This window comes from Acinetobacter sp. AOR34_HL (genome assembly GCF_027854795.1).
Classification (GTDB): Bacteria; Pseudomonadota; Gammaproteobacteria; order Pseudomonadales; family Moraxellaceae; genus Acinetobacter; species Acinetobacter junii.
Window position 1 is genome coordinate 1 of the sequence record NZ_JAKTID010000077.1, and the last position, 22,287, is coordinate 22,287.

Consider the following 22,287-nt stretch of genomic DNA (forward strand, 5'->3'; position numbering starts at 1 on the left):
TTTTAAGGTCACTCTTTGTGCCTGATAAAAAATGGCGAAAACAAGAAGAACCTCAATTGAGGTTCTTCTTGTGATATTTGTGGGACAGCAGTGGGATATTCCCCCTTTTTGCTGTCTTATTTCTTATCGACTTTAAAACTATCTTTCAAATCAAGAATGCGGTTGAATACAGGTTTATCAGCATTATGATCATGCTGATCCGCAACAAAATACCCTTCTCGTTCAAATTGGAAACGATCTTCAGGCTTTGCTTGAGCTAAAGCAGGTTCAATAACAGCTTGCACAACTTTTAATGATTCAGGATTAAGATGTGCTAAGAAGTCATCATCTGCATCAGGTGCCGCTTCAGTAAACAAACGATCATAGATTCGAACTTCTGCAGGTACGCCTTTAGTTGCTGATACCCAATGAATAACCCCCTTAACTTTACGCCCCTCAGGGTTTTTACCTAAAGTTTCAGGATCAATTGAACATTTAAGTTCAATAACTTCACCGTTCGCATCCTTAATCACTTCATCACATTTGATCACATAAGCATGACGTAAGCGTACTTCGCCATCAGGAATTAAACGTTTAAAACCTTTAGGTGGGACTTCTTCAAAATCCTTACGATCAATATAGATTTCACGAGTTAAAGGGATAATTCGCTGACCCATATCTACGTTTGGATGACGGGCATGCGTTAGATCTAACTCTTCAGCTAAATTCGTCAGAGTCACTTTAAGTGGATTTAGTACAGCCATTCCACGTGCTGCGGTATTTTCTAATGACTGACGAATACAGAATTCAAGCATTGCTACATCAACAATACCATCCGTTTTAGACACACCTACACGCTTACAGAAATCACGTAAACCTTCTGGAGTAAAACCACGACGACGCATACCAACAACGGTAGGCATACGTGGGTCATCCCACCCATTCACATAATCACCCTCAACCAATTTACGTAGTTTACGTTTAGAGGTGATCGTATAATCCACATTTAGACGTGAAGACTCATACTGACGAGGAACTGCATCAGAGTGAACTTTTTCAACAATCCAGTCATAGAATGGGCGATGATCTTGGAACTCTAATGTACATAAAGAATGCGTAATCCCTTCGATAGCATCAGATAATGGATGAGCGTAATCATACATTGGATAAATTTTCCATTTATCCCCTGTTTGATGATGTTCTGAATGTAATACACGGTAAAGGATCGGATCACGCATGTGAACATTTGGGCTAGCCATATCAATTTTGGCACGTAAAACAGCACCACCTTCCTGAATTTCACCGTTACGCATTTGTTCAAAACGCGCTAAGTTTTCTTCTACGGTCGCATCACGATAAGGTGAGTTCTTACCTGGCTCTACAAAGTTACCGCGATTAAGTCTAATTTCTTCAGGCGTTTGCAGATCGACATAAGCATCACCCTGTTTAATGAGCTGAACCGCCCATGTATAAAGTTGATCAAAATAGCCAGAAGCATAACGAGGTTCACCATTCCAGTCGAAACCGAGCCATTTCACATCATTGGCAATCCCATCTACATACTCTTGATCTTCGGCATCAGGATTTGTATCGTCAAAACGCAGATTACATAAGCCGTCAAATTCCTCGGCAATACCGAAATTTAGACAAATCGCTTTCACGTGACCAATGTGTAAATAACCATTTGGTTCAGGTGGAAAACGTGTCACAACTTTCTGAGTACGACCTTCTTTTAAATCATCAGTGATTACTTGGCGAATGAAATCTAAGCCTGCCTGTTGTTCTTGCTGCGCAGCATCGACAGAGGCATGAGTATTCGTCGGGGTCTTTGGCAGTTCTGAAACAACATCATTTGGCTTCATAAGGTGTAAATCACTTCTTGCTTGTTGAAAAATAGAAAATTAAAACGCAAACTTTGGTTTTTATCAAAGATTTTAACGTTTTTTACTTGCCTTGTAGTTTACAGTTTGCTTATGCTTCTCTCAACCAAAAACCCATGGTCAATTTGCCCATGTTTAGGAGATTAATGTAATGAGTTTTCCTCAAGTCGAATTAAACACCAACAAAGGTCGTATTGTTCTTGAGCTTAACGCTGAAAAAGCACCAAAAACGGTTGCAAATTTCTTAGAATATGTACGTGACGGTTTCTATGACGGCGTAATTTTCCACCGTGTGATTGATGGTTTCATGATCCAAGGCGGTGGCATGGACGAAAACTTCAAAGAAAAAGCTACTCGTGATTCTATCGAAAATGAAGCTGACAACGGCTTAAGCAACGATGAAGGCACAATTGCTATGGCACGTACGCAAGCTCCTCATTCTGCGTCAGCTCAATTCTTTATCAACGTAAAAAATAACTCTTTCTTAAACCACACTGGTAAAACAGCACAAGGTTGGGGTTACGCAGTATTTGGTAAAGTTGTAGAAGGTATGGATGTTGTAGCTACAATTAAAGGTGTGCGTACTGGTAACCGTGGTTACCATGCTGATGTTCCTTTAGAGAATGTAGTTATCGAATCTGCTAAAATTATCTCTGAATAATTTTATCCAACAGGATTCTTTGTGACTTATCTGTTTATTTCAGATTTACACTTGTCACCTGATCACCCTCGACTCGTTCGAGGGTTTTTGGCTTTATTAAAAGAATATAAAAATAATAACACCCAACTCTATATTTTAGGTGATTGGTTTAATGCTTGGATTGGTGATGATTATAGTGCCCCATGGCTAGATGAAATTATTACAGCCTTACAAGAATTCACAGCTGCGAATAATCATGTTTATTTCCAAGTTGGAAATCGAGATTTTGTTTTGGGTAAGAAGTTTTTAGCATTATTTAATGCTACGCTTTTACCTGATGTTTATATTCTAGAAATTAATCATAAAAGGTTTCGCCTCGAACATGGTGATGCTTTATGTACCGATGATGTTGCTTATCAACGTTTTCGCAAAGTGATACGTAATCCAATCTTATTGGGCATTCTAAAGCGTACACCTTTAAATTTTAGACAAAAACTTGCCAATGGTTTTCGTAAAAAAAGTAGTGAAACTAAACAACTAAAAAGTTATGACATTATGGATGTGAATCTGCATGCAGTTGAAAATGCAATTCATCAAGTAGATTTCTTAATCCACGGTCATACCCATCGCCCTGAAATTCACGAAGTTATCAATAAAAAGCGTATTGTCCTTGGTGATTGGCGTGAAGATACTGCTTGGATACTTGAGATAAATGAGCAAGAAAACTTTAAGCTCGATTTCAAAAAATGGTCATATTAATCGAGTAAATACGTAGAATATTTTTGACTAACTTATTCACTGTTCGTAAAACTTAAATCTCTATAAAAAATCACATTTAGCTACTTTCGATGTAATTAATATCAAGTAAAATCATTAAAATTTCTAATTGAGTTAAAGACGGATGGATGTTCTAGTTACTGCCAAAACACGCTATGCAACAAAGGCATATAATGCAGAGAAAAAAATTCCACAACAACAATTTGAAAAACTACTCGAAGTTCTGCGTTTCAGCCCTTCTTCAGTAAATATTCAGCCTTGGCACTTTTTAATTGCTGAAACCGATGAGGCGAAACAAAGAATTGCGAAAGCCCTGACTGGTAACTATATTTATAATTCAGCAAAAGTTTTAAATTCTTCGCATACTCTTGTATTTTGTACTCGTACTGATATCAGCGCTGAATACTTAGAACAATTACTACAACAAGATGAACTAAATGGTCGCTTCAAAGATGAAACCGCAAAACAAGGTCAACGAGATACTCGTAAAGGCTATGTTGAGTTTTATCGTAATGAACTCAAAAATCTATCTGCTTGGATGGAGAATCAAACTTATCTTGCTCTTGGGCAACTACTATTCGCTGCAGGATTAGAAGAAATTGATGCAACCCCAATGGAAGGCTTTGATCGAGATACTATCAATCAAGAATTTGGATTAGCTGAAAAAGGTTTAAAGGCATCCGTTGTTGTTTCTCTAGGTTATCGTAGTGAAAATGACTTTAATGCAAAATTGCCTAAATCTCGACTGCCAGATCAAGTCGTATTCACTCGCTTATAATTTTAATTTAAGGGAGTTAAAGCTCCCTTAATTCATCATTGATTTAGCTAAACACAGCACCGCAAGTATTCCAGCAAATAAACCAATCCATGTGTAAGTAGTTAGTTTTTCTTTAAAGAACACTACGCCACTAATTACACCTAACATGACGACAAGAATATTCATTCCAGCAAATACGATTGCAGGTGACTCTTTAAAAATCATATGTGCTTTTACATACAAGGCAATATTCGCGAAATTTATCCCACCAAGAAGTAGACCCATAAATATATTTTTAGGTTGCCAATTTGGTTGCGCAAATGCGAGATAGCCTATTGATAAAATAAATGCAGCTATAAATGTTAAATTTAATGTCACTGCAAACTGCAGCCCTAAAGTACTGCTATATTTAAGCAATACATCAATTGCAGCGTATCCAGCCCAAACACTTAACAGGAAAAGCGCTGATCTTACACTGGTGCCTTTAAGCGATTTCTCAGTCGCCTGTCCAAAAATAATAGCGAAGACTGCGATTATCCCAACACCGACACCAATTAATTTTAACTGGCTAAATTGTTCTGAAAATATAAAGTAGGCCGCAAGTAAAGAAAGTACAACTGATAATCTTTGGGCTATTTCAGTTTTAAGAATTCCAGCAAATTGCAATGATTTAGCTAAGCATAAGAAAATGCTAGGGAGTAAAATAGCTAAAAGAAAAATAAGCCACCAAGGAGTATTCTGAATTGAGATATGCGTGATGTCAGTTTTAAACCAATAAAAACACAAGATGCTTGCACTCAAATAATTCCATGCGATCATTTGAAAGACATCAAACCCTTTTGTTTTTAAAAACTTTAATAAAATCGATACCAGTACACTGCAACACGCAGCAGCAATAATCATTTCCATAATATTTATTCTGACTTTTTAAACACAAAAAAATGCCAGTCTGAAATTAGACTGGCATTTTCTTAACGATCATTATCAATTAACGATTATTTTCGTCTTCTTGACCATCTTCGAATTTAGTTTCGCTGTCGAAGCCACCTTGATGACCACCGAAGCCACCTTGGCTACCAAAGCCGCCTTGACCACCGAAGCCGCCTTGACCACCGAAGCCACCTTGACCGCCGAAGCCACCTTGACCGCCGAAGCCGCCACCTTGACCACCGAAGCCACCTTGACCGCCGAAGCCGCCACCTTGACCACCGAAGCCACCAGCAGCACCTTGACCACCGAAGCCACCTGTAGCACCTTGAGCTGGGAAGCCACCAGTACCTTGAGCACCAGCTGGACGAGGGTTACGCGCAGGAACAACTGTAGAAATAGCGTGTTTGTAAACCATTTGGCTTACAGTGTTCTTTAACAAAACAACATATTGGTCAAAAGACTCAATATGCCCCTGCAATTTAATACCGTTCACAAGGAAAATAGAAACTGGAATACGTTCTTTACGGAGAGAATTTAAGAACGGATCTTGTAAAGTTTGACCTTTAGACATTTTTAACTCCAAAAAAATTTTAAATCAGCGCAAAAAAACTATCTTTATTTTTCAACTAAAAATTATAAAAAGACAGCCTGCGAATTTTGCTTTATCCAAAGAAGTTTCGCAAGTCTTCTTTCGCCTGCTTTATCGTCACGTAAGTTTTAAAATCGTGTATTTCTTGCAAAGAACGTAACCAAGTGTATTGACGTTTGGCAAGTTGCCGTGTCGCAAATAGCGCTTTGCTCTCCATTTCTACTTTATTTTTGAGACTTAAGTCACTTTTTAATAAAAAATCTAAAGCTTGACGATAACCAACAGACCGCATGGATGGTAAATTGTCATTTAAATCGTATTTAACAATTAGCTCCTCCACTTCATTCAAAAAACCAATATCCCACATTTTGCACAATCTTTGCTCAATGCGTTTATGTAATTCTAACCGATCAGGCATCAAAGCGTAGTTATGAAAAGTGTAACGGTATGGTTGATTTTTAGGTTGTTCTGCTTGTAGTTTTGTTATCGGCTCGCCAGTTAATCTATACACCTCGAGCGCACGAATAATGCGTTGTTTATCCGAGACTTTAAATTTCTGCCCCGCAATGGGATCAACCGCTACTAATTCATCATAAACTGCTTGCCAGCCTTCTTGTTCCGCTTTTGCTACGATTTCTTCCCGCGTTTTAGCATCTGCATTAGGTAAGTTATCTGCAAGCCCTTCCAGCAATGCTTTGAAATAAAGCATCGTGCCACCCACTAAAATCGGGGTCTTGCCTCTCTTGTGCATATCATCAATCAGTGGACATACATCCTCGACGAATTGCGCTGCAGAATAAACCTCTAATGGTGTAATAATATCAATCAAATGATGAGGATATTGTTCCTGCTCTTCTTTAGTTGGTTTTGCAGTACCAATATCCATGTCTTTATAAACTAAAGCTGAATCGACTGAAATAAGTTCAAAATTTCCACGCTCATAAAGTTCACATGCCAATGCTGTTTTACCACTTGCGGTAGGCCCCATTAAATTGATGACGGGCAATTGATTTGACATGTAGAACTACTCTCCTCGAGCAAATAATTTATCTAGTTGGTGAAGTGGAAATGCACGCCACGTTGGACGACCATGGTTGCATTGACTGGCAAATTCAGTTTGTTCCATTTGACGTAATAAAGCATTCATCTCAGATAAACTCAATTGACGATGTGCACGAACAGCACCATGACATGCCATTCCTGCTAAAAGTTCATCACGTTTTTGCAATAAGCCTCTTGCTTCATCATTTGGATCAAGATCATTTAACAGCTCTGGAATCAGACGATCAAAGTCAGCTTTTTGTAAAATGGCAGGTACGCCACGCACAATCACTTGCTCATCACCATATTGATTAATTTCTAAACCCAAACGCTGTAATTGAGATTGTAATTCTTCAATTCGCACGGCTTGCATACGGGTTATAGAAACAACTTTTGGAATTAAGAGTTGCTGTGATGTCCAAAATTCGGGTTTATCCCATGCTGATTTCATTTGTTGCAGCAAAATACGTTCATGCGCGGCATGCATATCAACAATAATTAAGCCCTCAGTATTCTGAGCTAATATATAGATTCCATGAAGCTGTGCAATTGCGATACCGAGTGGAAATTCGTCTACTCGAGTTTTAAATCCCTCTAGGTCACCATTTTTCACAGATGAAGTATCTTCATGCTCAAATGATGTTTTCTCATCTCGTAAAGGAGCGAGATAAGTTTTTAGTGCATTATTGAGTTGAACTGAACCATTGTAACGAGGTTCTTGCGGTACTGAATTATATTGCACAGCCTGTGGACGACTTTGATTAAACTCTGTTAGTAAATCAGTTGAAATCTGATTTTGATCATTTATTGAGGATTCAGTTTCAACATGATTACGATGTAAATTAAATTGTTCTTGGTACTTAGGTTGCGATTGATAATTAAAATTTGTTGTGGATTCTTCCACTTTCATCGCTTGGGCTAAATCAGCACTTGCAGTTTGAAATTGTGACAAGGTTTCTTTTGCATAGTGTCGCACAAACTCGTGAACTTCACGCTGATTCAAAAACCGTATTTCGTGCTTCGTTGGATGTACATTTACATCAATATTTTCTGGATCAACTTCTAAAAAAAGTAAGTACGAAGAATGCTGATGACCATGCAAAATCCCGTCATAAGCCATTCTTAAAGCATGTGAAATTGTTTTATCTTTTACAATACGACCATTTACATACACATATTGCAAGTCTGCTTGAGCACGTGCATCAGATGGATGACCTAACCAACCTGACAAACGCATATTGATACTTTCAGCATCTATCCAATACGCATTTTGAATGAATTGTTGACCTAATAGTTGTTGAACACGTTGATAGCGTAACTCTCCACTATCTGCGACGGGTAAATTCAGGCGAATATTGTCGTTGTGTTCTAAAACAAAACGAATATCAAAATGAGTCAAAGCCAAACGGCGAACTATTTCTTCAATATGACCAAATTCCGTACTTGGTTTCTTTAAAAACTTACGCCGCGCAGGTACATTAAAAAATAAATCTTGCACACGAATATGTGTTCCTTTCTGTGCAGCGACAGCTTGAACTTGTTGATGATCAAACGCAGTACCATTCACTTCAACCTGATAGCCAATTCCTTGATCATCTTGACTACTGGTTAATGTTAAACGTGACACCGCAGCAATCGATGCAAGCGCTTCCCCACGAAAACCTAAACTGACAATTGCATGAAGATCTTCAGAAGTTTTAATTTTACTCGTAGCATGGCGCATTACAGCCAAAGGTAAATCATCTGAATGAATACCATGACCATTATCTATGATTTCTATCAGTGTTGAGCCACCTTGAGCTACGCGAATAATCAACTCAGTCGCACCAGCATCAATTGAGTTTTCTAATAATTCTTTTACTACAGATGAAGGACGCTCAATTACCTCACCTGCCGCAATTTGGTTCGCTAGTGCGGCATCAAGAGTATGAATACGACGTATTGAATCATGCACCATGCAATTGTTCCTGCAAAGTATCGGCTAGCTGCTGTGAATTTACATCTAATGTCACAAAACGAGTTAACTCATCATCTGATTTTTGTATATCAATAACAACATCAGCCTGTGGAATTTCATCACCACCTTTTGATGGCCATTCAAATAAAAATAACCCATTTGGTGTTTCAAGATAATCTCTAATACCCATTAACTCTAATTCATATGGATCATCTAATCGGTATAAATCAAAATGGAAAACTTCTTGACCATTGATGGTATAAGGCTCAACCAATGTATATGTCGGACTTTTTACAGAACCTTGATGCCCCAAACTCTGAAGAAAATAGCGTGTGAAAGTCGTTTTACCAGCACCTAGATCACCAATCAAATAAATAATGCCTGAACGAATCTGCTGAGATAAGACTTGTGCAAAACGTTGAGTGTCTTGTTCATGATTTAGGGTAAATTTCACTGAATACGACATGGCAAATAAAACAAAATTGGGATGGCAGCTATGATAACATTGCCCTGCTTTAAAGCCTAATCCGTAAAGAAAAGCTGCTACATTTTAATGCAATTGTGATCTCAAAAATTAAAGGATCAATATGTCTTCTGAAGCTTTATTAATTGACTGTGCATGCCACGGTCAAAACTATGCTGCTGTCATATGTGGGCATTTAGTTCAAAATCATGAACATCCATTAGGATTTATTGAAAACGTTTCAGATCGAACCAATCCTCAAGGTTGGTGTTTAGCATGTGAATATGTTTTTACACAAGAACAAGAAATGTCTGATGTATTTCGTAATTTCAACCAAATGGCAGTAGTGTGTATTGAATGCTATGACAGCATTAAAAATAAACACAATATCTACCCACATCCTTCAGTTTAAATTACCTACTTTAATATCTTATGATGAAAGCAGCAAAATCACTATTTACTCCTCCGTTAATAAATGGTGTTAGTGCCAGTAAAGTCTTTCTACCCAATGATGTCTCTGAATTGACTATTTTTGAATACTTATGTGTTCAATTCCCTCATATACAAGCAATAGAGTGGCAACAACGCTTTGAGGATGGATTAATTTATGCCTCAGACGGTATGAAATTAAGTATCCAGGATAGATATACGCCCAATACTTTTATTTTCTATTATCGTTTTCTGGCACATGAAATACATGTGCCATTTGAGCATCAAATTCTATTTGAAGATGAACATTTGCTTGTCGTGGATAAACCACATTTCCTGACGATGTCTCCAACAGGTCAATACGTTCAAGAAACATTATTGGTAAGACTAAAAAAACAAACGGGATATGCTGAACTAACACCAATACATCGACTTGATCGTGAAACTGCAGGCGTAGTGCTTTTCTGTAAGAAAGCAGAATCACGCGGAATCTATCAGCAACTTTTTGCCGAACGAAAAGTACAAAAAACTTATCATGCTATCGCTGCATATCGACCAGAAATCAAATTTCCAATGTCTTTGGAAGTACACATGGAAAAAGGTCATCCTTTCTATACCATGCGAGTGAACTATGACAAAACAGCAAATACTGAAACATTTATAGAATTACTTGAACACAATTTCCAACATGCTAAATATCAACTTTCACCCAAAACTGGAAAACAACACCAACTTCGGGTGCATCTCAATCATCTAAATATTCCTATTCTAAATGATCCTTTTTATCCAACCGTACTACATAAAGCAGACGATGACTTTAATCATCCACTTCAACTGTTAGCAAAAGAAATTAGTTTTATTGATCCGATCAGTAATTTACAAAGAATGTTTAGATCCAATCATGAATTGACATTGTAAGTATGACGTAATGACAAAAAAAGCATTATTTCAACTCAAAACGATTGAAATTAGCTTTTGATCGTTTAAAATACCTAGCGATAATTAAAAAATATTTGGTCATATTTTTCATGAGAAAAACAGAAGTTTATCAGGTTCGTCTTGATTCACAGGAAAAGAAACAAGCTTTTGCTGTCTTTAAGCAGTTAGGTATCTCCCCTGCTCAAGCAGTTCGACTTTTCTTCAAACAAGTAGTTTTAACAAAATCCATCCCGTTTGCGATTGAAAACCAAAACATCAACATGGAACAGTTACTGAAATTAAGAAAATCAAAAAATGCTACGACCGCTGATCATTCAACATCAACAGACTTAGAAGATGACCATGAAGATTTGTTTGAAGAACTAAATGCTTTGCTTGGTGAAAGTGACAAAAGTTAACAATGTTGCATTTTTAAACAAGTTTTTAATTTTTAAGCTGAATCTTTTTAGATATTCTGACAATCCAAATAAAATTATAACTCAAGGATTTAGGAATGATTGTCAAGAGAGCAACACGTGAAGACCTAGAACAACTTGCTGTTTTATTTGATGAATATCGTCAATTTTATGGTGCCTCTGCAAACATTAAGCAATCCTACCAATTTTTGAAGCACCGATTTGACAATAAAGAAAGTGTTATCTTTATTCACGTAAAAGATAATGTCTTTACAGGATTTGTCTTACTTTATCTTGCGTTCTCATCAGTTGCTTGTGAAACCTACTATATTTTGGATGATGTCTATGTAACCCCATCCTACCGTAAACAAGGTTCGGCAAAACAACTCATCGACACCGCTATTTTATTTGCAAGACACGAAAATGCTTTACGCATTAGTTTAGAAACCCAAAAAAACAATATTGAATCTCATCGACTTTATGAGCAAATGGGTTTTATGCGGGATGATGAGTTCAATACCTTTCATTGCTTCCTCAAATAATTACTTTTCCAGTGCAATATTATGACTAAGTTGTTTTTGTGTAGCAGATAAATACAGCCACTCACCCTCTGGAATTTTTGGCAATTCCAATAAACCAACTTGATGACGATGTAAATCTTCCACCTTATTCCCTACTGCAGCTAACATTCGCTTAACTTGATGATAGATGCCTTGATGAATCGCCATAGAAAGCTGATGTTCAGAGAATAAATGAACATCCGTTGCAGCGTAAATTCCTTTTTCATTTCTCAGCTCAACACCCTGTTCCAAAGCTTGTTTTTGCTCTTGTGTAATAGGGTCTGCTGTTGTGACATGATAAACTTTTGGAACATGTTTACGCGGGTTGGTCAAAGCTTGTAAATATTGACCATCATCAGTTAATAGTAATAATCCTGTTGTATCCTGATCTAACCGCCCAACACATTGAATACCACGATGTAGAAGAATTTCGGGAAATAAACTGAATACGCTTTTATGATGCGTTGCTTGGTGAGAACACTCATAACCTTTAGGTTTATTTAACACGATATAAACATTCTCGCGAAATAAATACTCTTGGCCAAAAACTTCAAAACTTAAATGTTCTGTTGGGAAATTTTGCTTCGGATTATCACAAATTTGGTTTTCAATCGTCACTGAACCATTTTTGATAATTTGTTGACAGTATTTTCGAGAACCAAACCCTTGCGATTGCAAAATTTTTTCCAACAACATCTTTTAAATCCGATCAAAAACTCCGTTTATTGTACTCTATTCCTTACCCATACTGCTGTATGTTGAACTGTATGTATATCCAATATAGGCAATCTTCACAATTTCTCCATTTGTAATACAAGCAATACAAAACCCTTCTAAAAGAATCAAACTCTGAGGCTTGCACTCCATATTTTGGCTCAAAATTCTTGTTACATTTGTTTCAAGCAAAAATATTGTCCCAAAAAATGGACAAGGAGTTTCAGTATGAAATCTAAAATTTGGTTATACAGTACTATTATTGCAACCTCATCTATGCTGTCTGTTGCTCATGCGGATAATTCAACTCGTGTTGCCGCGACTTCAGCACTGGGTAGTGTTGTTGGAACTGCAATCGGTCAACAACTCGGTGGCAATACTGGAGCTATGATTGGTTCAGCGATTGGTGGTGCAGGTGGTGCAGCCGCGTCAAGTAATAAACGCGATCGAACTGAAGCTGCTATTGGTGGAGGATTAGGTGGTGTAGGTGGTTATACTGTAGGACGTAATGTTGCAGGAACCAATGGCGGTTATGTAGGTGCTGCTCTAGGTGCTGCAGGTGGTGCTGTTTTAGGTCAAAAAGTAGGTCAAGATCGTGATCTAGACAATCGTAGATATGATGACCGCTATGAAAATCGTCGCTCATACGATGATAGACGTTATTACAATTCTCGTTACAAATACCGTCACGACAATGGTTTACACCGTGGTTGGTACAAAAATCGTTGATTTTAAATATTTAATATGAGCACCTTCGGGTGCTTTTTTTATTATTGAGATAATATATCGAAAAATTTCGATATACATAAAAAACAATATATCGTATTATTCCGATATATTGTTTTAGGTTATATCGATGAAATCATTACAAGAGATAAAGTTTTCAGTTTTGGAGCTGGCACCTGTTCGCGAAGATAAAAGTATTGAGTTTTCACTTCACCATGCACTTGAACTCGCACAACATGTAGAGCAACTAAATTATGAACGTTTTTGGCTAGCTGAGCACCATAATATGGATGGTATCGCAAGTTCCGCTACCGCTGTTCTTTTAGGTTTTATCGCCGCACACACGCAACATATTCGTTTAGGCTCTGGTGGCATTATGCTGCCTAATCATGCACCACTCGTTGTGGCTGAACAGTTTGGTACCCTAGCAACACTTTACCCCAATCGATTTGATTTAGGCTTAGGTCGTGCGCCTGGCACAGACCCTTTAACTATGCGAGCACTTCGACGTGGTCGCCAAGAGACTGAGGACCAATTTCCTCAGGATGTATTAGAAATACTACAATATTTCAAAGCGCCTCAACCCAATCAAAAAATTATTGCCACACCTGGACAAAATACTCATGTGCCCGTTTGGTTATTGGGTTCGAGTCTATTTAGTGCTCAATTGGCGGCGAAACTTGGGCTTCCTTATTCTTTCGCATCACATTTTGCTCCACGCATGCTAGGACAAGCTATTCAACTTTATCGCGACAATTTCCAAGCTTCTGAATATCTTGATCAACCGTATGTATCAATGGGTATTCCAACTGTTATTGCATCTACGGATGAGGAGGCCCAATATTTAGCAACTAGTTCTTATCAACGTATTTTAAACTTGATTCGTGGTGATAGTTTAAAACTTAAACCTCCTGTTAAATCGACTGAAGGCCTTGCAAGTAGCGCTGAACAACTAGCTATACAAAACTTTTATGCGATGGCTCAAATTGGTTCGAAAGATACTGTTCAAGCGGGCCTAAGTAAAATTATCCAACAATATGATGTTGATGAGTTTATTTTCACGTGTGATATATACGATACCCAAAAACGTTTAGACAACTTTAGCCTACTGATGGAAATTAAACACAGTTAAGTACTTTAGATTATGAAGTAAGTATGACTTAGAAAAATACTTACTTCACTGTACCCAAATATTGATAAGCTGCATCTTTTTTGACATATCTTAAATACTTATTTAGTGGTTTGAAATTTTGGTTTAATAAAAGAATATCTATGGTACTCAAGTCTTTACTGATACGAATATATTCAGGCGTGTCACTGCTGCCCATATGATGATTACAATCATAATCAACTGTAATTTGATCCAACAACGATTTCTTGGTTTGAAAAATCTTTGTAAGCTCCAACTCCCCTGATGCTAACAATTTAAAGCCTTGAATAACATATGTTCCAACACAACTGCTTCCTTTATAATAACTCTCAATCAAATAAATTGGCTGTTTGTTCAACAAACTTTGTTTAACATCCAAAATGAAACCAGTCTCAATGGGAGTAACTACATTCTTTCCGTAAATAAGTGTTTGTGAATAAGAAGAAAACTCCCCCATTGTTCCTCCTCCACCGATATCGAAGGTATAAAATTTTATTTTTTTGTCAGGAGAATAATGTGTTCTCAAATTATAGTGATCTTGAAATGCAGGAAAAGAGTAACTAAAGCTTGTTTTATCGTTTTGAATTTTAGCCACTATCTCAGTCTCCATTGACTGATTCACATCATAAAAAGATTTGTCTTTATAATTTTTAACTACCCTACTTTCAAACTGGGCTAAAGTCTCGGCATGAATAATTGAGCTAAATATTAATGCAATAAAAATGAAGATGTTTTTCATTTTATCTATCCGTTTTTCTTATTAGAAATTTGAGTATAGATTTTTTATCTATACTCAATAAACATTCATTTTATCCAATACGACGTTTTAAACCCGTCATCTGTAAAACACGCGTTGAAATTTCCTCAATCGACATTTCAGTCACATTTAAGTATTTAATCCCTTCAGAAATATAAATACCTTCAATCGCACGCAACTCCATTTGGCATTGACTAAAACTCGAATAACGACTATTCGCTTTACGTTCATTGCGAATCGCAACCAAACGCTCAGCATCGATCATTAAGCCAAACAATTTATTCTTATGTTCTTTGAGAATTTTAGGCAAACGATTGTCATCCAAATCTTCTTCTGTGAGAGGATAATTCGCAACACGAATACCAAATTGCAGAGAAAGGTAAATTGAAGTCGGTGTTTTCCCTGAACGAGATACTCCGATCAAAATAATATCTGCTTTATCGTAATGTCGAGTTCTTGCACCATCATCATTGTCTAGCGCAAAGTGAACCGCATCAATACGAGCCTTATAATATTCAGAATCCGTTACTGCATGTGTTTGACCAACTAAAGTCGTTGGTGGTGTCCCAAGCTCATCAGATAATTTACTGATTAAGCCTTCAAAAACATCCAAATTTACAGCTTTTGCTGTGTTGATGATTTCACGAACATGTGGATCAACTAAAGTGTCAAAAACAAGGGGCAAAGAACCGTCTCTATTTTGACAAGCATTGATCTCAGCAACAACGTTCATCGCGGCTTCTTCAGTGGTGATATAAGGCATAATATGAATGTCAAAATCAACGTTCGGAAATTGAGCAAGTAGTGAATGCCCAAGGGTTTCAGCCGTAATCGCTGTACCATCTGAAATAAAATATACGCTCCGTTTAATTTCTTTACTTACGGGCATCAAAATTCTCCTTAAACATTTGTCTTAGTGCTCTATAATCTTTATAGTAAACTCATCTAACATGACTGTCGCTTAGTAAAACGGTTAATCTAGGCACTTTCGTATAATTTCATACCAATGATGGTCATTAATACTGCAAAAAAAGTGGAGTAAATACTTTGGAAGCGCGCGTAATCGGTCTGGAAAAATTAGGGAAACACGATGTCGAACTCGTAGGTGGGAAAAACTCATCTTTGGGTGAAATGATCAGCCATTTATCCAATGCTGGTGTATCGGTACCTGGTGGCTTCGCAACAACTGCTGCTGCCTATCGTGAGTTCTTGGATCAAAGCGGTTTAAACGCTCGTATTCAGGCTGAACTTGCACAACTTAATGTAGATGATGTAATCGCACTTGCTGAGACTGGTGCAAAAATCCGTAAATGGATTGTTGATACTCCACTGACCGCCGCATTAGAAAAAGAAATCCGCGAGGCATTTGCAGTACTTTCAAACGGTAATCCAAACATCGCTGTAGCTGTACGCTCTTCTGCAACTGCAGAAGATTTACCTGACGCATCATTTGCAGGTCAACAAGAAACTTTCTTAAATATTCGTGGTATCGATAATATCCTGATCGCGATTAAAGAAGTTTTTGCATCTTTATATAACGATCGTGCGATTGCATATCGTGTACACCAAGGCTTTGAACACAGTGTTGTTGCGCTTTCAGCTGGTGTTCAACGTATGGTTCGTTCTGAAACTGGTGCTGCAGGTGTTATGTTTACACTTGATACAGAATCTGGTTTCCGTGATGTTGTATTCATTACAGCCTCTTATGGTTTGGGTGAAATGGTTGTACAGGGTGCAGTTAACCCTGACGAGTTCTACTTATCTAAGCCACTTTTAAACAATGGCAAGCATGCAGTATTACGTCGTAATCTTGGTTCTAAACACCAAAAAATGATTTATGGTGAAGAAGGTTCTGCGGGTAAATCTGTTGTTGTGGTTGATGTAGAAAAACCTGAACGCCAACAATTCGCATTAAATGATCATGAGCTTCATGAACTTGCAAAACAAGCATTAATCATTGAACAACACTACGGTTCACCGATGGATATCGAGTGGGCAAAAGATGGTGATGATGGTCAAATCTACATCGTTCAAGCACGTCCAGAAACCGTAAAAAGTCGCCAAAATGTCGGCACAATGGAACGTTACCTGTTAAAGCAACGCGGTACAGTTATCTGTGAAGGACGTTCTATTGGTCAACGCATCGGTTCAGGTAAAGTTCGCGTCGTAACTTCGATTAAAGAAATGGATAAAGTACAAGACGGTGATGTACTTGTATCTGACATGACTGACCCAGACTGGGAACCAGTAATGAAACGTGCTGCTGCGATTGTAACTAACCGTGGTGGTCGTACATGTCACGCAGCCATTATTGCTCGTGAACTTGGTGTACCTGCAATTGTTGGCTGTGGTAATGCAACGGAAGTATTAACTGATGGTCAAGAAGTCACTGTTTCTTGTGCTGAAGGTGATACAGGCTTTATTTATGAAGGTGCGTTAGACTTTGAAGTTCAACGTAACTCTATTCATTCCATGCCAAAACTACCGTTCAAAATTATGATGAACGTTGGTAATCCAGACCGTGCATTTGACTTTGCACAAATTCCAAATGAAGGTATCGGTCTTGCACGTCTTGAGTTCATTATTAACCGAATGATTGGCGTCCACCCTAAAGCTTTATTAAATATTGAAAGTTTGCCACGCGAAACACGTGCAGCAGTGATGACACGAACTGCTGGCTACACCTCTCCGATTGAGTTCTATGTTGAAAAATTAGTTGAGGGTATTTCGACTCTTGCTGCTGCATTTGCGGAAAAACCAGTCATTGTTCGTATGTCTGATTTCAAATCAAATGAATACGCAAACTTAATTGGTGGTAAATTATACGAACCAGAGGAAGAAAACCCGATGTTGGGCTTCCGTGGTGCAAGTCGTTATGTATCAGATAACTTCCGCGATTGTTTCGAGCTTGAATGCCGCGCATTGAAAAAAGTGCGTGACGAAATGGGCTTAACTAACGTACAAATCATGATTCCATTTGTTCGTACAGTTTCTGAAGCAAAACGTGTTATCGAATTACTTGCTCAAAACGGCTTAAAACGTGGTGAGAATGGTTTAAAAATCATCATGATGTGTGAATTACCAACCAATGCTTTATTGGCTGAACAATTCCTTGAACATTTCGATGGTTTCTCTATAGGTTCAAACGATTTAACGCAGTTAACACTAGGTTTAGATCGTGATTCGGGTATTGTTTCTCACTTGTTTGATGAACGTGATGCAGCAGTTAAAGCGCTTCTTTCAATGGCAATTCATGCTTGTCGCAAAGCAGGCAAATACGTTGGTATTTGTGGTCAAGGCCCATCTGACCATCCTGATCTTGCTAAATGGTTAATGGAACAAGGTATTGAATCGGTGTCATTGAACCCAGACTCAGTACTTGATACTTGGTTCTTCCTTGCAGAAGAGCAGATCAAAAAGGCTTAATCTTTATTAGAAAAAGACCCTCTTTCGTAGGGTCTTTTTTCATCTTTAGTTCTTGAGATTTTAAAATTATGCAAATTTACTTGGCTCGTAACAATCAACAAGCTGGACCTTACAGTTTAGAACAAGTAAACCAAATGCTCGCAAGTCAACAAGTTTTACTTACTGACTTAGCATGGCATGAAGGTATGACTGAATGGAAAACTCTTGGAGAATTAACTCAAGGCAAACTTGTATACGAACCTGTAGGTTATTCAACTTTTAATACACCAATTAAAAATGAAGCTGAAAATTCAAGCTTCAAAATTAAAGTTGAAACGAAGTCTGATAATTTTGAACTGGCGTCATTTGCGTCGCGTGCGTTGGCAAAAATATTTGATCTAATGCTATGGCTACCGATGGCAGCAATTCCCTCTTTCTTTTTTGATCAAAGCCAATACACTCAATTGTTTGAAATTCAAAAACAATTACAGGCTACAGACGTAGCATCTAGTAAAGCTGTTGAACTGCAACAACAACTTATTCAATTAATTCCAAATGAAGCATGGATCAGTATTTTTGCATATCTTATTATCATGTTGATGTTACAAGCATTCATGATTGCTAAATCAGGTCAAAGTCTTGGAAAGAAAATTGCCAAAATCAAAATCGTAGATGCTGAGACAACCACAAATGTAAGTACAATTCGTGCTTTCTGGGTGAGAAGCATACTTTTCATCATTCTGAATCTACTATTTATGCCTTTTATCACAATTATTGATTATGGATTCTTCATGTTGAACAAAAAACGTCAAACTTTGCATGATAAATTAGCCAAAACGAAAGTCGTAAAGCAATAAATAAGTGAAGATATAAAAAAGAGGATTTACTCCTCTTTTTTTATATATTAAATTGATATCTATAGAGAAAAATAACAACTGAACCCGAATCCCTACAAGATAAATCGGGTTTGAAAACAAGCATTTCAGCGTACTTTATCAGTAGCTTAGTTTTTCAATATGAGGCATAATGCCCTACAACGTAGCGGTGTCGGATAATTGACAAGCATTTCACAAAAAATTCTTATCAATCATGCGACACTTTAATCGCTATCCCATAATTTAATTAGGGAATGGGACTCTTCACCGAGGTTGTAAAATGAGACAAACGATTTTAGCTGTATTGTCTTTATCAACGATGGCTGCACTCTTGACTGGGTGTGGCGGTGATATGGTACTACTAAACAATAAAGGTCCAGTTGGTCAAGGTCAAAGTGACCTCATGATGACTGCGATCTATCTAATGCTTTTGGTGGTAATTCCATCAATTATCATGGCATTATGGTTTGGTTGGCAATATCGCGCATCGAATAAAGATGCAGACTATAAACCTACTTGGGCACACTCTACGACAATTGAGATCGTTGTTTGGGGTGTTCCTGTCATTATTATTGGTATTTTAGCTTGGTTAACTTGGTGGGGTTCCCACAAGTACGACCCTTACCGTCCGTTAGAGTCAGATAAAGCGCCTTTAACTGTTCAAGCCATCGCTGAACAATTCAAATGGATTTTTATCTATCCTGAGCAAAACATTGCAACGGTAAACGAAGTACGCTTCCCAGAAAAAACGCCTGTAAGCTTTAAGATTACTTCTAACTTTACGATGAACTCGTTCTTCATCCCACAGTTAGGTGGTCAGATCTATGCTATGGCGGGTATGCAGACTCATCTTCACCTTTTAGCAGACGAACCAGGTGTATTCCGTGGTTTCTCAGCTAACTATTCAGGTTATGGTTTCTCACAAATGCGCTTCAAGGCACATAGTGTAACTGAACCAGAGTTTGCACAGTGGGTAGAAGCTGTTAAAGCGGGTAATGGTACAAGTATCAATGCTGAAGCAATTCAAAAAGGTACACTTGACCAAGCTGAATTAGCGACTCTTAAAGATGGCAATCGTTCTAAATATCAGATCGAAGCACTTGTAGCAAAAGCAAAGACTCCAGAAGAAAAGCAAGAGGCTGAAGAAATGAAGCCTTACCCTACAGAGCCACATCCTGTGACTTATTATTCTTCAGTTGAGCCTAAATTATTCGAATCTGTTATCAATCATTATATGAGCAACTATCATGGTGCAGACCACTCAGCTCCTGCTGAGCATGCAACTGAAGAAACTCATACCAATGATGAACATGCCACAGCTTCTGCAGAGGAATAAGACATGTTTGGAAAGTTAGGACTTGATGCAATTCCGCACGATCCGATCGTGTTGGTCACAGTTGCAATGATGGTTTTAGGTGGTATCGCGCTTGTTGCTGGTATTACTTATTTCAAAAAATGGGGCTATCTGTGGAACGAATGGTTCACATCAGTAGACCATAAAAAAATCGGTATTATGTATATCATTGTATCTGTAATCATGCTATTGCGTGGTTTCGCTGATGCAATCATGATGCGTTTACAACTTTTCCTCGCTAAAGGCGGTGGTGAAGGTTACCTACACCCAGAACACTACGATCAGATTTTTACCGCACATGGTGTAATCATGATCTTCTTCGTGGCAATGGGTCTCGTTGTAGGTATGATGAACATCTCAGTACCGCTACAAATTGGTGCTCGTGACGTTGCATTCCCATTATTGAACTCACTAAGTTTCTGGTTATTTGCTGGTGCTGCTGGGTTGATGATGGCTTCACTAGCGTTAGGTGAATTCGCTGCGACAGGTTGGATGGCTTATCCACCTCTATCTGGCATCGAATATTCTCCTGGTGTAGGTGTTGACTACTACATTTGGGCACTGCAAGTTTCAGGTTTAGGTACGCTTTTATCTGGTGTTAACTTCTTCGTTACCATTATTAAAATGCGTGCACCTGGCATGAAATTAATGGACATGCCAATTTTTACTTGGACATCACTCTGCACAGCTGTGTTAATCATTGCATCTTTCCCTGTATTAACAGGTACGCTTGCAATGTTGACATTAGACCGTTACTTCGGTTTCCACTTCTTCACAAATGAGCTTGGTGGTAGCCCAATGCTTTATGTGAACTTGATTTGGACTTGGGGTCACCCAGAAGTTTACATTTTAGTATTACCAGCATTTGGTCTATACTCAGAAATCGTTGCAACTTTCTCTCGTAAGACGTTGTTCGGTTACAAATCAATGGTATATGCAACTATCGCAATTACTGTACTTGCGTTCGTTGTATGGCTTCACCACTTCTTTACCATGGGTGCGGGTGCAAACGTTAACGCATTCTTCGGTATTATGACGATGGTTATTGCGATTCCTACAGGTGTGAAAATCTTCTCTTGGTTATTCACAATGTATAAGGGACGCATTACTTATACTACCCCGATGCTTTGGACACTTGGCTTCCTTGTGACTTTTGGTATCGGTGGTTTGACTGGTGTACTTATGGCTGTTCCGCCTGCGGACTTCCTTGTACACAACTCACTCTTCTTGATTGCTCACTTCCATAACGTAATTATCGGTGGTGTGGTGTTTGGTATGTTTGCCGGCATCATCTTCTACTGGCCGAAAATGTTTGGTTGGAAACTCAATGAAGCTTGGGGTAAAGCTGCGTTCTGGTTCTGGTTTATTGGTTTCTACTTTGCATTCATGCCTCTTTATATCCTTGGCTTCATGGGTATGACACGTCGTTTGAATACATATGACAACCCTGAATGGGATCCATACTTAGCAATTGCATTGTTCGGTGCGGTATTGATTGCTATCGGTATTGCTTGTTTCCTTATGCAGATTATCGTTGGTTTCTTACAACGTCATCAAAATATGGACTACACAGGCGATCCATGGGATGGTCGTACATTTGAATGGGCTACCTCATCTCCTGCTCCATTCTATAACTTTGCACATCTACCAGCAGCTGACGGTATCGACCGCTTCTGGACAGATAAAGAAAATGGTGTAGCTTACGCACGCGATACTAAATATGAAGATATCCATATGCCGACTAATCGTGCAGCTGGTTTCATCATTGCAATGTTCATTACTGTTCTTGGTTTTGCATTGATCTGGCATATTTGGTGGCTTGTAGTTGTTTCTTTCGTTGCTTCAGTTGTTAGCTTGATCGTAAGCTCATTCACTAAGAATGTTGATTACTATGTACCTGCTGCAGAAGTTGAACGTATTGAAAATGAACGCTATGCGTTACTTGAAAAACACTTGAAGAAGGACTAAGG

22 protein-coding genes are annotated in these 22,287 nt (G+C 38.1%); 13 read left to right on the plus strand and 9 right to left on the minus strand.

The genetic code is table 11. The features are described 5' to 3' along the window. Positions 1 to 116 precede the first annotated feature (116 nt). Complete coding sequence (locus MKL32_RS12345) at positions 117 to 1,841, minus strand: glutamine--tRNA ligase/YqeY domain fusion protein (RefSeq protein ID WP_270900610.1); 1,725 nt, start codon at positions 1,839 to 1,841, stop codon at positions 117 to 119. Between the two features lie 169 nt (positions 1,842 to 2,010). Here MKL32_RS12345 and MKL32_RS12350 point away from each other — a divergent pair, with 169 nt between their 5' ends. From MKL32_RS12350 to nfsB, 3 genes are all read left to right on the plus strand, one after another. After that, entirely contained in the window at positions 2,011 to 2,520 is a 510-nt protein-coding gene (locus MKL32_RS12350; RefSeq protein WP_004912121.1) for a peptidylprolyl isomerase, read from the plus strand. A gap of 21 nt (positions 2,521 to 2,541) precedes the next feature. Next, positions 2,542 to 3,258 carry a UDP-2,3-diacylglucosamine diphosphatase gene (locus MKL32_RS12355; RefSeq protein ID WP_004955030.1) on the plus strand — a complete coding sequence of 239 codons (717 nt, stop codon included), beginning with the start codon at positions 2,542 to 2,544 and terminating at the stop codon, positions 3,256 to 3,258. A 142-nt stretch (positions 3,259 to 3,400) separates the two neighbouring features. Further along, entirely contained in the window at positions 3,401 to 4,054 is a 654-nt protein-coding gene (nfsB, locus tag MKL32_RS12360) for an oxygen-insensitive NAD(P)H nitroreductase (RefSeq protein ID WP_125318188.1), read from the plus strand. A gap of 27 nt (positions 4,055 to 4,081) precedes the next feature. Here the strand turns inward: nfsB and MKL32_RS12365 are convergent, their stop codons facing one another. From MKL32_RS12365 to tsaE, 5 genes are all read right to left on the minus strand, one after another. After that, positions 4,082 to 4,942, minus strand: coding sequence for a DMT family transporter (locus tag MKL32_RS12365; protein WP_270900611.1), 861 nt, complete (start codon positions 4,940 to 4,942; stop codon positions 4,082 to 4,084). 79 nt (positions 4,943 to 5,021) lie between these two features. Then, the gene (gene hfq / locus MKL32_RS12370; RefSeq protein WP_087544291.1) at positions 5,022 to 5,534 is read right to left on the minus strand and encodes an RNA chaperone Hfq; all 513 of its coding nucleotides are present in this window, start codon (positions 5,532 to 5,534) and stop codon (positions 5,022 to 5,024) included. 91 nt (positions 5,535 to 5,625) lie between these two features. Next, entirely contained in the window at positions 5,626 to 6,570 is a 945-nt protein-coding gene (gene miaA / locus MKL32_RS12375) for a tRNA (adenosine(37)-N6)-dimethylallyltransferase MiaA (protein WP_270900612.1), read from the minus strand. Between the two features lie 6 nt (positions 6,571 to 6,576). Continuing rightward, positions 6,577 to 8,550: a DNA mismatch repair endonuclease MutL gene (gene mutL / locus MKL32_RS12380; RefSeq protein ID WP_099948863.1), complete on the minus strand. Its 1,974-nt coding sequence runs from the start codon at positions 8,548 to 8,550 to the stop codon at positions 6,577 to 6,579. Continuing rightward, positions 8,540 to 9,016 (minus strand): tRNA (adenosine(37)-N6)-threonylcarbamoyltransferase complex ATPase subunit type 1 TsaE, encoded by a 477-nt coding sequence (tsaE, locus tag MKL32_RS12385; RefSeq protein WP_004912134.1) that lies wholly within the window; start codon positions 9,014 to 9,016, stop codon positions 8,540 to 8,542. Before tsaE ends, mutL begins: the two co-directional genes overlap by 11 nt. A 121-nt stretch (positions 9,017 to 9,137) precedes the next feature. On the opposite strand from tsaE, the gene MKL32_RS12390 reads away from it, so the two are divergent. From MKL32_RS12390 to MKL32_RS12405, 4 genes are all read left to right on the plus strand, one after another. Then, the gene (locus tag MKL32_RS12390; RefSeq protein ID WP_004912137.1) at positions 9,138 to 9,425 is read left to right on the plus strand and encodes a hypothetical protein; all 288 of its coding nucleotides are present in this window, start codon (positions 9,138 to 9,140) and stop codon (positions 9,423 to 9,425) included. Positions 9,426 to 9,445: 20 nt separating this feature from the next. Then, on the plus strand, positions 9,446 to 10,360 hold the full coding sequence (locus MKL32_RS12395) for a pseudouridine synthase (protein WP_270900613.1): 915 nt from the start codon (positions 9,446 to 9,448) through the stop codon (positions 10,358 to 10,360). Positions 10,361 to 10,470: 110 nt separating this feature from the next. After that, the gene (locus tag MKL32_RS12400) at positions 10,471 to 10,779 is read left to right on the plus strand and encodes a type II toxin-antitoxin system RelB/DinJ family antitoxin (protein ID WP_004955067.1); all 309 of its coding nucleotides are present in this window, start codon (positions 10,471 to 10,473) and stop codon (positions 10,777 to 10,779) included. A gap of 95 nt (positions 10,780 to 10,874) precedes the next feature. Continuing rightward, the gene (locus MKL32_RS12405; protein WP_004912141.1) at positions 10,875 to 11,318 is read left to right on the plus strand and encodes a GNAT family N-acetyltransferase; all 444 of its coding nucleotides are present in this window, start codon (positions 10,875 to 10,877) and stop codon (positions 11,316 to 11,318) included. Here MKL32_RS12405 and MKL32_RS12410 read toward each other — a convergent pair whose 3' ends face one another. Continuing rightward, a complete protein-coding gene (locus MKL32_RS12410) occupies positions 11,319 to 12,032 on the minus strand; it encodes a pseudouridine synthase (protein WP_270900614.1) in 714 nt (237 codons plus the stop codon). Positions 12,033 to 12,278: 246 nt separating this feature from the next. Between MKL32_RS12410 and MKL32_RS12415 the strand changes: the two genes are divergently transcribed. Both MKL32_RS12415 and MKL32_RS12420 read left to right on the plus strand, forming a co-directional pair. Further along, positions 12,279 to 12,779: a hypothetical protein gene (locus MKL32_RS12415; protein ID WP_004955072.1), complete on the plus strand. Its 501-nt coding sequence runs from the start codon at positions 12,279 to 12,281 to the stop codon at positions 12,777 to 12,779. Positions 12,780 to 12,906: 127 nt separating this feature from the next. Next, positions 12,907 to 13,908 (plus strand): LLM class flavin-dependent oxidoreductase, encoded by a 1,002-nt coding sequence (locus MKL32_RS12420; protein WP_126131988.1) that lies wholly within the window; start codon positions 12,907 to 12,909, stop codon positions 13,906 to 13,908. A 40-nt stretch (positions 13,909 to 13,948) separates the two neighbouring features. Here the strand turns inward: MKL32_RS12420 and MKL32_RS12425 are convergent, their stop codons facing one another. Both MKL32_RS12425 and ppsR read right to left on the minus strand, forming a co-directional pair. Further along, the gene (locus MKL32_RS12425; protein WP_270900615.1) at positions 13,949 to 14,665 is read right to left on the minus strand and encodes a hypothetical protein; all 717 of its coding nucleotides are present in this window, start codon (positions 14,663 to 14,665) and stop codon (positions 13,949 to 13,951) included. 70 nt (positions 14,666 to 14,735) lie between these two features. Continuing rightward, positions 14,736 to 15,572, minus strand: coding sequence for a posphoenolpyruvate synthetase regulatory kinase/phosphorylase PpsR (gene ppsR, locus MKL32_RS12430; RefSeq protein WP_004912152.1), 837 nt, complete (start codon positions 15,570 to 15,572; stop codon positions 14,736 to 14,738). Between the two features lie 158 nt (positions 15,573 to 15,730). Between ppsR and ppsA the strand changes: the two genes are divergently transcribed. From ppsA to cyoB, 4 genes are all read left to right on the plus strand, one after another. Continuing rightward, positions 15,731 to 18,109: a phosphoenolpyruvate synthase gene (ppsA, locus tag MKL32_RS12435; RefSeq protein WP_005402366.1), complete on the plus strand. Its 2,379-nt coding sequence runs from the start codon at positions 15,731 to 15,733 to the stop codon at positions 18,107 to 18,109. A 68-nt stretch (positions 18,110 to 18,177) separates the two neighbouring features. After that, a complete protein-coding gene (locus MKL32_RS12440) occupies positions 18,178 to 18,945 on the plus strand; it encodes an RDD family protein (RefSeq protein WP_004912158.1) in 768 nt (255 codons plus the stop codon). Between the two features lie 298 nt (positions 18,946 to 19,243). Then, a complete protein-coding gene (cyoA, locus tag MKL32_RS12445; RefSeq protein WP_005402364.1) occupies positions 19,244 to 20,299 on the plus strand; it encodes a ubiquinol oxidase subunit II in 1,056 nt (351 codons plus the stop codon). Between the two features lie 3 nt (positions 20,300 to 20,302). Next, entirely contained in the window at positions 20,303 to 22,285 is a 1,983-nt protein-coding gene (gene cyoB / locus MKL32_RS12450; RefSeq protein ID WP_004962896.1) for a cytochrome o ubiquinol oxidase subunit I, read from the plus strand. Positions 22,286 to 22,287: the final 2 nt, after the last annotated feature.

What these genes read in the sequence shown, in the direction of transcription:
- MKL32_RS12345 (WP_270900610.1), bottom strand. Translation starts at nt 1,841, where the DNA reads ATGAAGCCAAATGATGTTGTTTCAGAACTGCCAAAGACCCCGACGAAT.
- MKL32_RS12350 (WP_004912121.1), top strand. Translation starts at nt 2,011, where the DNA reads ATGAGTTTTCCTCAAGTCGAATTAAACACCAACAAAGGTCGTATTGTT.
- nfsB (WP_125318188.1), top strand. Translation starts at nt 3,401, where the DNA reads ATGGATGTTCTAGTTACTGCCAAAACACGCTATGCAACAAAGGCATAT.
- MKL32_RS12365 (WP_270900611.1), bottom strand. Translation starts at nt 4,942, where the DNA reads ATGGAAATGATTATTGCTGCTGCGTGTTGCAGTGTACTGGTATCGATT.
- hfq (WP_087544291.1), bottom strand. Translation starts at nt 5,534, where the DNA reads ATGTCTAAAGGTCAAACTTTACAAGATCCGTTCTTAAATTCTCTCCGT.
- miaA (WP_270900612.1), bottom strand. Translation starts at nt 6,570, where the DNA reads ATGTCAAATCAATTGCCCGTCATCAATTTAATGGGGCCTACCGCAAGT.
- mutL (WP_099948863.1), bottom strand. Translation starts at nt 8,550, where the DNA reads ATGGTGCATGATTCAATACGTCGTATTCATACTCTTGATGCCGCACTA.
- tsaE (WP_004912134.1), bottom strand. Translation starts at nt 9,016, where the DNA reads ATGTCGTATTCAGTGAAATTTACCCTAAATCATGAACAAGACACTCAA.
- MKL32_RS12390 (WP_004912137.1), top strand. Translation starts at nt 9,138, where the DNA reads ATGTCTTCTGAAGCTTTATTAATTGACTGTGCATGCCACGGTCAAAAC.
- MKL32_RS12395 (WP_270900613.1), top strand. Translation starts at nt 9,446, where the DNA reads ATGATGAAAGCAGCAAAATCACTATTTACTCCTCCGTTAATAAATGGT.
- MKL32_RS12400 (WP_004955067.1), top strand. Translation starts at nt 10,471, where the DNA reads ATGAGAAAAACAGAAGTTTATCAGGTTCGTCTTGATTCACAGGAAAAG.
- MKL32_RS12405 (WP_004912141.1), top strand. Translation starts at nt 10,875, where the DNA reads ATGATTGTCAAGAGAGCAACACGTGAAGACCTAGAACAACTTGCTGTT.
- MKL32_RS12410 (WP_270900614.1), bottom strand. Translation starts at nt 12,032, where the DNA reads ATGTTGTTGGAAAAAATTTTGCAATCGCAAGGGTTTGGTTCTCGAAAA.
- MKL32_RS12415 (WP_004955072.1), top strand. Translation starts at nt 12,279, where the DNA reads ATGAAATCTAAAATTTGGTTATACAGTACTATTATTGCAACCTCATCT.
- MKL32_RS12420 (WP_126131988.1), top strand. Translation starts at nt 12,907, where the DNA reads ATGAAATCATTACAAGAGATAAAGTTTTCAGTTTTGGAGCTGGCACCT.
- MKL32_RS12425 (WP_270900615.1), bottom strand. Translation starts at nt 14,665, where the DNA reads ATGAAAAACATCTTCATTTTTATTGCATTAATATTTAGCTCAATTATT.
- ppsR (WP_004912152.1), bottom strand. Translation starts at nt 15,572, where the DNA reads ATGCCCGTAAGTAAAGAAATTAAACGGAGCGTATATTTTATTTCAGAT.
- MKL32_RS12440 (WP_004912158.1), top strand. Translation starts at nt 18,178, where the DNA reads ATGCAAATTTACTTGGCTCGTAACAATCAACAAGCTGGACCTTACAGT.
- cyoA (WP_005402364.1), top strand. Translation starts at nt 19,244, where the DNA reads ATGAGACAAACGATTTTAGCTGTATTGTCTTTATCAACGATGGCTGCA.
- cyoB (WP_004962896.1), top strand. Translation starts at nt 20,303, where the DNA reads ATGTTTGGAAAGTTAGGACTTGATGCAATTCCGCACGATCCGATCGTG.